At 67.6% G+C, this 13436-nt stretch carries 5 protein-coding genes; 1 reads left to right on the top strand and 4 read right to left on the bottom strand.

Annotated features, from left to right (window positions below; translation table 11 throughout):
* The first annotated feature begins 43 nt into the window (after nt 1-43).
* On the top strand, nt 44-1810 hold the full coding sequence (gene argS, locus JHN45_RS20375; protein ID WP_201049931.1) for an arginine--tRNA ligase: 1767 nt from the start codon (nt 44-46) through the stop codon (nt 1808-1810).
* A gap of 82 nt (nt 1811-1892) precedes the next feature.
* Here argS and JHN45_RS20370 read toward each other — a convergent pair whose 3' ends face one another.
* Genes JHN45_RS20370 through JHN45_RS20355 form a run of 4 tightly spaced genes read right to left on the bottom strand, consistent with a single transcriptional unit; the run spans nt 1893 to nt 13415 of the window.
* Nucleotides 1893-2369 (bottom strand): barstar family protein, encoded by a 477-nt coding sequence (locus tag JHN45_RS20370; RefSeq protein WP_201049946.1) that lies wholly within the window; start codon nt 2367-2369, stop codon nt 1893-1895.
* 11 nt (nt 2370-2380) lie between these two features.
* Nucleotides 2381-2881 (bottom strand): Imm21 family immunity protein, encoded by a 501-nt coding sequence (locus JHN45_RS20365; RefSeq protein ID WP_201049930.1) that lies wholly within the window; start codon nt 2879-2881, stop codon nt 2381-2383.
* Nucleotides 2865-9740, bottom strand: a complete 6876-nt coding sequence (locus JHN45_RS20360) for a polymorphic toxin-type HINT domain-containing protein (RefSeq protein WP_236583847.1) — start codon at nt 9738-9740, stop codon at nt 2865-2867. The genes JHN45_RS20365 and JHN45_RS20360 overlap by 17 nt, the downstream gene beginning before the upstream one ends.
* 54 nt (nt 9741-9794) lie before the next feature.
* Nucleotides 9795-13415, bottom strand: a complete 3621-nt coding sequence (locus JHN45_RS20355; RefSeq protein WP_201049929.1) for a LamG-like jellyroll fold domain-containing protein — start codon at nt 13413-13415, stop codon at nt 9795-9797.
* Between the last annotated feature and the right edge of the window lie 21 nt (nt 13416-13436).

The following is a 13436-nucleotide window of genomic DNA, read 5'->3' as shown; positions in this document are numbered from 1 at the left end:
TGACCGTGTCTACCAAACCCACGAGGAGAACGGCTCTCACCCCATGGCTCCGGTCACGTCGCTCACCGACCTAGTCCACCAGCGCCTCGCGAACGCCCTCTCGGCCACCCTGCCGGAGGCGGACGCGGACCCCCTGCTGCGACGGAGTGACCGTGCCGACTTCCAGGCGAACGGCATCCTCGCCCTCGCCAAGAAGGCCAAGGCCAACCCCCGGGAGCTGGCGACGCAGGTCGTCTCGCACATCACGACCGGCGATGTGATCCAGGACGTCGAGGTCTCAGGCCCCGGCTTCCTGAACATCACGGTCGGCGACAGGGCGATCACCGAGAACCTGGCGGCGCGCTACGCGGACGCGGACCGCCTCGGCGTGCCCGTGGCCGAGCACCCGGGCACGACCGTCATCGACTACGCGCAGCCGAACGTGGCGAAGGAGATGCACGTAGGTCACCTCCGTTCCGCGGTGATCGGTGACGCGCTGGTCCAACTCCTGGAGTTCACCGGCGAGTCGGTGGTCCGGCGGCACCACATCGGCGACTGGGGAACGCAGTTCGGGATGCTGATCCAGTATCTGGACGAGCACCCGGGCGAGTTGGACCACGGCGACGCGCAGGTCACCGGCGAGGAGGCGATGTCGAACCTCGACCGGCTCTACAAGGCGGCGCGCAAACTCTTCGACTCCGACGAGGAGTTCAAGACGCGGGCCCGGCGCAGGGTCGTGGACCTTCAGGCGGGAGACCCGCAAACCCTCGCCGCGTGGCAGAAGTTCGTGGACGAGTCAAAGATCTACTTCTTCTCCGTCTTCGAGAAGCTGGACATGGAGATCCGGGACGCGGACATCGTCGGCGAGTCGGGTTACAACGACATGCTGGACGAGACCTGCCGGATGCTGGAGGACTTGGGCGTCGCGGAGATCTCGGACGGCGCGCTGTGCGTGTTCTTCGACGACATCAAGGGCCCGGACGGCAACCGGACCCCGCTGATCGTCCGCAAGTCCGACGGCGGCTACGGCTACGCGGCGACGGACCTGTCCGCGATCAGGGACCGGGTCTTCAACCTCAAGGCGACCAGCCTGCTGTACGTGGTCGACGTCCGGCAGTCCCTGCACTTCAAGATGGTCTTCGAGACCGCGCGGCGGGCCGAATGGCTCAACGACGACGTGTCGGCGTTCCAGTTGGCGTTCGGCACGATCCTCGGCAAGGACGGCAAGCCGTTCAAGACGCGTGAGGGCGTGTCGGTGAAGCTGGAGGATCTGCTCGACGAGGCGGTGCAGCGGGCGACCGCGGTCGTCCGGGAGAAGGCCGAGAAGGTGGGCCTGACCGAGGAGGAGATCGTCGAGAACGGGCGGTACGTCGGGATCGGCGCGGTGAAGTACGCCGACCTGTCGACGTCCGCGGTGCGGGACTACAAGTTCGACCTGGACCAGATGGTGTCGCTGAGCGGTGACACGTCGGTGTACCTGCAGTACGCGTACGCCCGTATCCAGTCGATCCTGCGCAAGGCCGGCGAGGCCCGGCCGCTGGCTCATCCGGAGCTGGAACTGACCGGTGCGGAGCGGGCGTTGGGCCTGCACCTGGACCAGTTCAGCGAGGTGGTGGCGGACGCGGCGAAGGAGTACGCCCCGCACAAGCTGACGGCGTACCTGTACCAACTGGCGTCCGCGCTCACGACGTTCTACGACCAGTGCCACGTGCTGTCCCCGGACAACGCGCCGGAGGTCGTCGAAAATCGTCTGTTCCTGGTGGACTTGACGGCTCGGACGTTGCAGCGGGGGATGGCGCTGCTGGGGATCAGGACGCCCGAGAAGCTCTAGGCAGCTGGACGCCGTTGGCGAAGTTCTTGGTCACTCGTCGAGTGAGACGGTCACGTATCGCCCGACCACCTCGACCCGGAGGTCATCGCCCGTCAGCCTTGAAGCGAAGTCTCCCGTCGACGCGGTGCGGGAGACGAAGGCGAAGTGCTGGGCGATGCGGCCGGTCCCACGGGTCGCCGTCGGAGTCCACCGCGCTGTTCGCTCGCGCGGCGGCCTGGCACAGCACGGAGACGAACAGGCGCAGGTGATCGGCTTCGAGCAGGAGGTCCGCGTCGTCGATGACGACCGCGATTCCCCTGCCGCCGTGCCAGGACCCGTGCAGGTCGTCCAGGCAGTCGACCATCGCGTCCCAGTTGCGGCCGAAGTAGCCGGGAAACTCCAGCGTCCGAGCAAACGCGGCGAAAACGCCTTCCGGCGTGGCCAGTTCCTCGGCGGGCACGCGGAAGACGAGCCCGCCCCTCTCCTCCAGGGCGACCAGTTGCCGAGCCAGCAACTGGTCGCCCTGTGGAGCGATGACGACCCAGGGTTCCTCGCGACGAGTGAAGTCGTACGCGGTCATGGGTCGCTGGATCACTTCATTGGCACCAGGCGGTGAAGCTTCGCCGCGCAATGCGGAGCGAGCGGCACCTCCGCGCTGTCGACGCGGACCTTCCCGGTTTCGCACTCGAACACGAGCATGTTTTCCTCGGTTGCCTCGGTGCCCGGTGTCGCCGAGTCGACGAGGGCGAGGCTTCCGTCGCTTTCCAGCACCGGTCCCTCACGCCACACAATGGAATCGAGGTCGATCTCGGAGGAATTCTCCAGGATGTCGTCCTCTGAATTCGAGTAGATCCATTGGACGATCAGCGACCGGGATTCCAATACCGTGGTCCTGAGCGACTCGTCTCCGAGGATCGCCACGTTCCGGCCAGGGATTGCATAGCACTCCGATTGCCCGGAGTCCGTCGCGTCGATGACGAGATCGTAGTCACCTTCGTACCCTGTCCAGGAGGGAAGGACCGAGACGGGCGCCAGGAGAAAAGGTCCTCCGTCCGTCTCCAGCCATCGACGCTCCTCAGTCTTTCGCGCCATAGAGACCTCTCATCACTTTCTTCAACTGGCCTGCCCAACCGCCTTGCCGGCTACTGCACGGACGGCACTGGGGGTAAAGCCGCTGGGGGGTTCCGTCCGGCACCCAGGAGCTGATCGGCTGATGGTCCGGGACGTACCTGCCATTGCCACCTGGATCGAGTATGCCGCAGGTGTGGCATCCGTACATGAAGCCCAGTTCGTCGATCTTGTCGTGCTCGGCGTCGGTGAACACCTGTGACTTGCTGCGAGCGGGAATGGATTCGACGGCGTACGCCCCGATGGGGCACACCTGCTCAGGGTTGCTGCGTTTGCCGGCATTGTGGACGAGAACCGCTTCCGTGCCCGCCATCACGTAATACGTGTGCAGATCACTGACCGTGAGGTTGTGCACCGTGGCCGTCAGCAGGGTCCACCGCTTGACCGCGGTGATCTGTACCCGTGTTCCGCTGCTGGTGCTCAGCCACTCGCCCGCTTCGAGGTCGGTGGCGCGGAGCCACTCGCCGAGTTCCGGTACCCAGAAGGGGTGTCCGTCGGTCGCGGTGACCGATGCCGTCCTGGCGCCCTTCTTGCCGTCGGTGTCGACGGTGACCTTGACGAGGTGCTTGAGTCCCGTGCCCTTGATCTCGGCCGTGACGGTCTCGGTTTTGGTCTTGCCGGTCTCCGGATCGGTGGCGAGGACCTTGTCGCCGATGTCGACGTCCTCGATCCTCTTCGTCGAGCCGTCCGCCATCAGCACCCGTGTGTCAGGCGTGAAGCTGTTGCACTCCTTGACGGCGGTCTCGGCCGCTTCCGCCGCCTTCTTGCTCTTCTTCCAGTCCTTGAATCCGGCCCAGAGCTTCTTGCCCAGCCCGACGATCCGCTTCCCCAGCGCGTACGCCTTGTCGACCCGCCAGAAGTACTTCGAGACCAGCTTGCCGATCGGGCCGCCGCCGATGAGTGACGTGACGACGTTCGCGGCGGTCGCGCCGCAGGAGCCGAGGCTTCCTGTCGTGAAGCAGTCCAGCGCGTCCGTGATCCCCAACTCGTCGGCGATGATCTTGCCGAGTTCCTTGGCGACAGCGATCGCTTTCGCCTTGGCCGCGTCCTCCTTCGCGCGGGCCTCGTCCGCTTTCGCCTTGGCCGGCGAGTAGGTGGTGCTGTCGTTCGTGCCCCCGTTCCCGTTCCCGTTGCCGGAGTCGCCCGAGGTCGGCGCCGTGCCGGTCTCGTTGATGGTCTTGATGGTGTCTCTGGTGCAGCTGTAGTTCGGGTAGCAGCTCTCCGTACCCGTGGGATCGCTCATCGAGACCGGGCTGTTGTTCGCGTACGCGTAGCCGTTGATCTGTTGTGGGTCGGTGAAGTCGACGATCGGGTCCGCCGAGATGAACCGGCCCGTGTCCGCGTCGTACTCGCGCGCGCCCAGTGTCGTCAGACCCGTGGACGCCTGGATGGTGCCGCCCACGAAGCCCTTGTCGTTCACCCAACCCGTCGAGGACGACGACGACTCGTCCCGCGCGTTGCCGAAGGGGTCCGTGCGGCGGCGCGTCGTCGTGCCCGTCTTCGCGTCGACCGCGAGTTCCGCCGTGCCCTGGTGGTCCGAGGCGAGGAAGTGGACGCCGTCCGCCTCCCGCATGGCGACCGTCGCGCCGCCGAAGGAGTAGTACCGGGTGGCCGTGACCTTCGCCGTGGACTTGTCGTAGTGGAGTTCCATGCCGGGCAGGTAGAACGTCTTCTCCGTCGGGGTGTCCTGGAGAAGCCGTTCACCGGACGCGTCGTACTTGTACGACGTCACCGTCCCGTCGGCGTTCGTGACCGTGGTCAATTCGCCCTGCTTGTCCCAGGCCAGTGACTGGGTGTCACCGGACAGGACCCGCGTCGCCGTGTTGCCCGACGCGTCGTACGTGTACGAGTCCTGGGAGGTGACCTGCGGGGTCGTGGCCGTGGCGTCGGTCTTGGTCGTCACCGACGACACCGTGTGTGGGCCCGAGTCCGTGCCGTTGGGGCCGGAGCCGTCGCCGTAGACGTACGAACGGGTCGACGTCGCCGCGCCGTTGAGGCCGTGACGGGTCTCGCTCTTGCGGTTGCCGAGCGTGTCGTAGCCGTACTCCGTCCAGAACGGCGAGACGCCGCCGACCGTCGAGGAGGACGCGCCCGAGGCGCAGGCCGACTCCGAACTGCCCGTGCCCCTTGCGCCGTTGGGCGTCACCGACGACGTCCACGTGTCGGACAGCCGCTGGAGGCCGTCGTACGTGAAGCACTGCACGTCGCTCGTGCCGCCGGTCGGCGTGTCCGCGATCGAGAGGACGTTGCCGGAGGCGTCGTACGTGTAGTCGGCGTCGTACGCGACGCTCGACGCTCCCTCCACGTCCACCCGTGAGTTGGTCAGACGGTCCGTGCCCTGCTCGAAGGTGTTGGTGATCCACGTCTTCTTCGCCGTGGACTCACCGGTGTACAGCTCCAGTTGCTCCAGGTTCGAGGTCGGCGAGTACGACGCGTCCGTTACGTAACTCAGGCCTCCCAGCGACGAGTTGAGACCCACCGGACGCTGGAGGTCGTCGTAGACGTACCCCAGCGACTCACCGGACAGGTCGGCCGCCGCGGGCAGGCCCTCGCCCTGGACCGAACCGTCGCGGTTGTACTGGGTCGTGTACTCGTAGGTGCCGCCGAGCTGCGGCTCGGCCGTCTTCGACAGGTAGTACTTCGTCGAGGTCGGCTTGAAGTCGTTGGTCTCGTCGAGGACCGGATAGGTCACCGACGAGTAGACCGCGCCGTCCTTGTACGTGTAGACGCCGTACAACTCGCCCTTGGCGACCGTGTCGTACTTGGTCACCGAGAGCCTGGTGCCGGTGGTCGCCTCGCCCTGCCAGGTCGAGACCGCGCGGCCCAACTCGTCGTAGACCGTCGACGTCTTGTCGCCGTTGACCGTGGCCGACGTCTGCCGGTCCAGGTCGTCGTACGTGTAGGACGACGAACCCGTGTCGGGGTCGACGGCGCTCTTCTTGCGGCCCAACTGGTCGTATTCGTAGGACCAGTTGTTGCCCTGGTCGTCCGTGACCTTCTTCAGCTGGCCGGCCGCGTTGTAGCCGTACGACGTGGTGACGGCGTCGCCGTCCGTCGGATACGCGATCTGGGTCGTGGTCAGGTCCCGGCCGTTGGTGACCACCGTCGTCTTCGTGCCGCCGGTCGGCGGGGTCGTCGTGACGCGGTCGCCGCCGTACGTGTACGTCGTGCGGTTCTTCTCCGTGCCCTGGACCTTGAAGATGGAGGCCGTGGTGCGGCCCGCGCCGTCGTACTGGGTGACCGTCGTCGCGTCCAGGTCGGCGAGGACCGGATCGAAGAGGGTCGAGGACGGAGCGCCCGACGTGTAGTAGGTGTCGTTGACCTGCACCACGCGGCCGGAGCCGTCGTAGAGCGTGTCGGCCACCATACGACCGCCCTCGCCCTGCGTCTGTTCCTGACGTGGCCTCAGATAGCCGTCGTACAGCGACCATTCACTGCCGTACGTCGCACCGTCGGCCTGGATCTTCTGCGTGTGGACGGCAGTTGGGCCGTCGCTCCCGCGCACCAGGTACTCGTACTTGAGGGAGGCGGTGAAGCTCGACGCCTTGGGGCGGTCCGGGAGCCAGACCGACACCAGGCGGCCGAGACCGTCGTAGGCGAGGTCCGTGCGCTTGCCGTTCATGTCGACCTTGGCGGTCGCCAGGCCCCACTGCGGCGCGTACTCGGTGGAGGTGGTCCAGCCGTCGATGTTGGTGACCGTTGACTTGGTGGCCAGGCCGTAGGTGTCCGTGTAGGCGGTGGAGGACGTGTACTGCGTCGACGAGGACGCCGTCGTCGCGTCCTTCGCCACCAGCGGACGGCCGTAGGCGTCGTACGTCGTCACGGCGGTCGTCCGGTACGTCGCCGTCGTGCCGCTGTACGACGAGAGCCGCTTCGTCGTGGTCACGTCGCCCTTGGTGGGGGCCGCGCCCAGCGTCGTCGAACCGTCGTAGTACGTCAGGTCGTCGGAGATGACGTCCTTGGTGCGGTCGGGGGTCGAGGCGCAGTCGACACCGACCTTCTCCACCCGCGAGACGTACGTGTAGAGGTGCAGGCTCGCGCTGTCGGCGTACTCGGTGCGGGTGCACTGGTTGTCGGAGACGCCGACCTCGCCGTCGTCGTCGACCTGGGTCGCCCGGCCGGTCACGCCGTCGTACGTCGTCGTCGACTTGGTGTGCCGCCAGCCGCCCACCGCGAGAGCGGTGTACGTGTCCGTCGAACCCGTGGACATGTAGCGGGACTTGCGGGTGCCCCAGCTCTCGGTCTGGGTGCCGGTCACGCTCGTCCACGGCACCGTCACCGACTTCTCGGTGACCGCGGAGCCGTTGTAGGTGATCGTCTCCAGCTCCTGGCCGGCCTTCCAGTCGGTGTCCTCGTAGGAGACGCCGTTGGAGTCGGTGACCGTCGCCGAGCGGGTGTCGCCGTCCTTGTCGACGTCACCGTCGAGGCCGCGGAAGAAGACGTGCTCGGTCTTGGTGTTGGAGGCGGAGTTGGTGCCGTCGGAGGTGACGACGGTGACCTTGCCGTAGCCGCGCCAGTCGCTCCAGGTGCGGTCCTCGTCCTTGGTGATGCCGTCGGCGGGGTTCTTGCGCCAGCCCGCGTCACCGCCGTAGGTGTACGAGGTGACCTGGTCGGCGGTGTCGCCGGTGAGGTCGGTCTGGACGACCGAGGCGACCACGTACTTGTGGAACCAGTCGACGATGGTGTCCGTCGCGCCCGGCGGAATCCACTTCACCGGGAAGCAGCGCTTGGTGGAGGAGTCCTCGGCCGGGACGGTGCTCGGTGTGCACTGCGTGTCCGCGTAGTTGACGCTGAGCGCGCCGCCCGTCTCGTTCTTCACGCCGGACAGGCGGAAGCGGTAGAAGGGCTGGAGGTTGTCGCCGGTCGTGTCCACGCGGTTGGCGAGCTGGGTGCCGTACAGCTCCACGGAGGGCACAGACACATCGGTGCCGACCTTGCCCGTGTGGTCGATCTTGCTCAGCCAGAGGGACTTGGAGCCGTCGCCGTTGTCGGTGAAGACGTGGGTGAGGCTCCACTCGTCGACCGGGGTGTAGGTCGCGTCACCGGTGCGGATCTGCGTGGTGACCTTCGTCAGTTCCTTGCGGGTCCAGAACGTCGGGGAGTTCTGGCCGGGGCACTTCGTGTCGGCCTTGCAGTTCTGGTCCCAGGGGACATCCGGCCAGTCGGCGGCCGTGGAGTCCGTGAGCGCTCCGGCGGAGCAGTCCGTCAGGGAGCCGATGCAGCGCTCGGCGGTGGTGAAGACGACCTGCGCGGCCGGCTTGGTGGAATAGACCGTGCCCGCGCGCTGACCGTAGTCGATGCGCTTGAGGTAGCCGCCGCGGATGTAGGCCTTGCCGTTCTCCGTGGTCTTCAGGCCCTGCGTGTAGTAGTTCGTCTCGGTGCCGTAGTAGAACGACATCGCGTCACCGTGCGGGTCCACGACGTAGTCGAGGTTCCAGCGCCAGGCCTGGGTGCAGTAGGCGTCGGCGAAGGTCGCGTTGTAGCAGGGCTCGCCCGAGTCGTCGCCGTAGACGGGGGTCGTCCAGGTGGAGGCCGTCTGCTCGTTGCCGGTGGCGTAGCCGGGCAGCTGGTTGAGGCCGAAGAAGTACTGGGTGCCGTCGCCGGTGGTGATCTTCCAGTACTCACCGTTGTTGTCGCCGTTGGTGGCGCCGGTCAGGTGCTCGACCTTGGAGTTGTCGTCGGAGCTGATCCGCCACGCGCCGGTCGTGTCGTCCTTGATCAGCTGGCCCGAGGTGCCGCCGGCGAGAGCGATCGTGGCGTTGTCGTACGCCCAGCACTGGTCGCCGTTGGTGTCGTCGTGGCCGTCGTCGGCGCAGGCCTTGTAGCTGCGCTCGATGTAGCCGGGGTCGTAGGAGAAGCCCTGGCCGACCCATGAGCCCTGGTTGTTCGTGGTCGCCGTCTGGCCGTCGATCGACTGGGAGTTGTAGCTCAGGCCGACGGTCGGCTGGAGGCCGCCGGGGACGGGAGGCGTGGTCAGCGGGTAGTTCCACGTGAACGCGCCCGACGAGGTGTCCACACCCCACTGGGAGGACGCGGACAGGCTCGTCGCCTTGTAGTCGCCGCCTTCACCGCCGCTGCTCGCGGTGGCCGCGAGGACGGTGGCGGAGGAGTCGGAGGACGCCTCCAGCAGCTGGCTGGAGAGACCCGAGGTGTCGCCCGCCGCCTGAACGGTCGCCGAAAGCGTCTGCTTCGCCGCGTTGTTGGTGCTCTTCAGGTACGTCGGGGTCGAGCACGCCTTCTTCTCCGGCGTGGTCAGGACGCACTCGGGATACTGCACGAGCTGCAGGCGTGAGCCGTAGTTGCCGCCGTAGGCGTCCGCGAAGTCCGAGTAGTCCAGGCTGACCTGGGCCGGGCCGCTCGCCGTGTCGCCGTCCGAGCGGGCCACGGTGAACAGGACGCCGTCGACGCCCGCCGCCTTGGTCGCCTTGCGGCCGAAGACCTGGACGCGGACGGAGTCGGCCGCCTTCGTGCCGCGGGCCGCCTTCGCGGACACCGGCAGCCCCTTGGCCCTGACCGCCTTGCCGGACAGGGTGACGTCCGCGCTGCCCGCCGCCGGCCAGTGCGTCGTGTCGGCCTTCTTGACCGCGGCCTTCTTCGCCTGGTCGGTCTTCTTGAAGGTCTTGGCCGTGGCGTTCTCGCCCCGGACCGGGTCGTCGAGGTTCGTCTGGGTCTTCGGCTTGGTCAGGCCCGTGTCGGCCGTGGCCTCGGGCGCGTACTGCGGGAGCAGACCGATGGACAGCGCCAGTCCGAGGACCAGCGCCGCCCGTCTGCGACCGCTCCGCCAGACCGGTCTCGTGGACCGGTACCAGGGAGACTGGGACATCAACTCTCCTAGTTGATAAAGGGGGACGGCCGGTCAGGCCAAGGTCCTGTCGGTTCAGGCCGAGGACTCGTCGATGCTGTCGCCGCCCGGCAGCACCGCCACGAGCGCCACCAGCGAGGCGTCCAACGGCCCCTGGTACATGCGGACTTCGTCGACCGCGCCGGAGAAGTACTCGCTCGCCGTCGTCCCGGTCAGCGTCCGGCCGACCTGGAGGCTCGTCGTGCTGAAGTCCCAGGTGTTGTCCCAGGAGGCGTCGGCCACGGCGGTGCCGTTGACGTACAGGAGCACGTCACCGAAGACCGCGTTGTAGACCAGCGAGAGGTGGTCGCCGTCACCCTCCGAACTCGGCGGGTCGACGTTGTCGAGCAGCGACGTGGTCACCGATGTCGCCGAGTCGGCGGAGGTCACCACGAGCTGCCAACGGGCGCTGGCGGCAGCGTACTTGACCTTGACCGCACTGCCGTTGACACCGGTCAGCGAGAGCACCGTCTCGTCCACCGTCGGGCTCGCTGAGGCGAGCCGGGCGCGGGCGGTCACGGTGAAGCTGTCCTGCGCGGTGAACGGTCCGGTCGCCGCGCGGGTGGCGTAGGCGGAGGTGCCGTTGAGAGCCAAGTGCCCGTCGCCCCACAGGGGTTCGGCCGGCGGCAGGCAGTCGGGGTCGGCCTCCGGGTCGCAGGAGTCGTTGGGCAGATAGACGGAGGCGCCGCCGCCCAGCGTCAGTCCGGTACCGCCACCCGTCTCCGGCGAGACTCCACCGGTGGCCGAGTCGAGTTGCCAGTAGGCGAGTTGGTGCGGCTGGATGCCGCCGAGTTCCTGGCCCTCGGTGGGCGGGATGACCCGGTCGTGCAGCTTGACGTCGGCGACGCTGCCCTTGAGCTGGTTGGTGTAGCCGTCGAGGGCGAGCTTGCGGCCGATCTGCACACCGCCGGTCGCGCTCCACGTGGTGTGGCGGGCCTGCACGTCGTCGGCGACGAGGACGCCGTTGACGTACAGCATCATCTTGGCGAGTTCGGCGTCGTACACCCCGATGAGGTGGGTCCAGCTGCCCGCGACGGCCGCGGCACCCGAGACCTTCCAGGTGCCGAGCGACTCCATGTCGCTGACGGGGATGCGGAAGGTCCAGGACGCGGTGTCGACGTCGTAGCCGAGTTCGAAGCCGGGCTGGGCGGTGCCGTCCTGGCTGACGACGGTGACGTTCGAGGTGGGCAGCGTGGGCAGCATGACCCAGGCGCTCACGGAGAAGGTCTTGCCGGTTTCGACGCCGGCCGTGCCCGCGTCCAGGTAGGCGTTCTCGGTGCCGTCGAAGGAGGCGGCGGTGTCGGTGGAGCCGAGTGGGCCCGCCGCGCCGAAGGTCACTCCGGAACCGGCACTCGCGTCCGGGGTGTCGCTGCTGCCCGCCGCCTTCGTCGACCCCTTGGCGTCGCCGAGGGTCCAGCCGGCCACGGGCGCGCGGCCGTCACTGACCAGGAAAATATGGACAGTTGGCGTCTTCTGCGCGTTGCCCGCACCGTCGATCGCGGTCACGTGCAGGGCGTACGTGCCCTCGCTCGGCGGCATCCAGCGGACGGTCGCCGGACCGCCGGTGGACTCGGCGGCGATCGTCTTCTTCGTGTTGTCGGCTTTCGGGCCGGTGAAGTAGTACGAGTACGCCGTCACGTCGGTCGACGGGGAGTCCATGGTGAAGTTCCCGTAGTCGCCGACGCCCGCGTGCCAGGCCTCGTCGTCCGGGTACGCGGCCGAGGTGATCGCGGCCGAGGCAGGCTTGCTGGTGTCGTAGATGAACTCGCAGCGGGTCTGGTCCCCGTCGGTGGACCAGGCGCCGTACGACTGCTGGTCGTAACCGCGCACCGCCCAGGCGACGGTGGTGTTCGACGGGACGGTGAAGCCCGCCTCGCCGTCGCCCGAGACATCGCTGCCGATGGTGTAGAAGAACGTGGCGACGCCCGTCTGTTCACTCCAACTGGAGTCCACCGTCGTCTTCTTGGCGGTCGTCGCGTAGTGCGTGACCGTGTTGCCGGAGCTGTCCGTCCAGGTGACCTTGAACTGGGCTTGCAGGGTCTCCGAGTTGGAGCCGGTGTCGCCGTGGTCGTAGTCCCGGATCACCGCGGTGACACGCGGGGCCTGGGTCACGTAGTGCTCGGTGGCACTGCCGTACTCGCAAGAACCGCCCGGCTTCATCTGGAGGTCGTCCTGGACCGGCTCCAACGGCGGCCGGTTGTACGTGACTTCGAGGTGCGCGTTGCCGCAGAAGCGGCGCCAGTACGAGGTGTCGGACTCGACTCCGGCCTTGAGACGGAACGTGGTGGTGTCCCAGCCCTTGTCGGCCGCGGTCTGTACGGTGCTCGTCGCGTCGAAGCGGACGTTCTGGTTGGTCGAGGTGCAGGAGCCCGCCGTCTGCGTGGTCGACTGGGTGTCGACCACCGCCTTCGAGGAGGGCTGATTCGCCCAGTCCGTCGACGAGTTGATCGCGCTGGCGCCCGTGCTGTTGACGCGGGCCAGCTGCACATCGCGGGCCGCGGAGCTGTAGGTGAACACCTGCGTCACCGCGAACTCCGCGCTGATGATGTCCTTGTCCGCGAAGCTGCCGGTCGGGATCGCGAAGAACTGCCGCTTGACGTCGGAGGTACTGGAGCAGCGCACCGAGACGTTGGAAGGACACAGGCCGACGCCTTCGTCGTCGTCGAACTTCCAGAACGAGTCGCCCGGGGAGTCCGAGGACACCATGGTCCAGCTGCTGCGGTTGGCGGTCTTGATCACCGGGTCGATGTAGACCGGGTAGACGGTGTCGTCGTCGGTGAGCAGACTGGCGTCGGGGGTGAGCGTCATCGTGTCGGACGTGACGTCCACGCCGACGTCGGCCACCTGGGCGCCCTCGGGCGGCGTCTGCGTGACCTCCTCGGCGGCGGGCTGCTGCGCCGTGCCGTGACTGGAGTCCCACATCAACGGCTGGGGTGCCTCGAAGACAGCGCCCCCGGCCCCGGTGTCGGTGGCTTCCAGCCCGCCACCTTCGGTCTCCTTCAGGTCCAAGGACGCGCTGTCGAGCGGGAGTTGGAGCTGTTGCAGCTCAGGATTGGCCGCCGCCCCGGCATCCTTGACCACGAGCACGTGCGAGAAACCCTCGGCGCTCGCGGTGACCTTGAGGTCGACTCCGTCCAGGACGTTCTTGTACGTCGCGGTGGAACCGTCGATCGTCGGCTCGGGCAGTTTCCCGGGCCAGTCGAGGGAGAGCGAGCGCCCGTCCTTCTCGATCTCGGCGAAGGTCGTGTCACCGCCGCCGGAGAAGGCCATCGCGGACAGCGCGGCCTTCGGGGCGTAGGTCCCGTTCTTCTGCTTGACCAGCGTGGTGTCGATGTCGGTCCACTTGCCGTCGACGCGGGTGCGGACCGGCTGGACGTACTCGGTGGTCGTGAAGGTGCCGTCCGGGTTGGCGACGGTGGTGCTGCGCTCATCGCGCAGGCTCTGGATCTCGACGGCCTTGCCGGACTTCTTGGCCTTGGTCCGGGCGTCGGTCGCGGAGAGGGACGTGGTGGTGCTCGCGTCGGTGCCGCTCGTGCCGTCCGCTGCCGTGTGCTCGGCGGCGGGGGCGGGGAGGGCGTTCAGGCCCGCGGTCAGCAGGGCCGCGATGGTGGCGGTGACGATCAGGGGGCGGCGGCCGGGTCTCGCACGCGTGCTCATTGCGCTCTGCTCTCTTCTCTT

It is taken from the genome of Streptomyces sp. MBT53 (assembly GCF_016654115.1).
Classification (GTDB): domain Bacteria; phylum Actinomycetota; class Actinomycetes; order Streptomycetales; family Streptomycetaceae; genus Streptomyces.
Note: the sequence above shows the minus strand (reverse complement) of the source record. Positions and strands in the feature narration are given on the sequence as shown.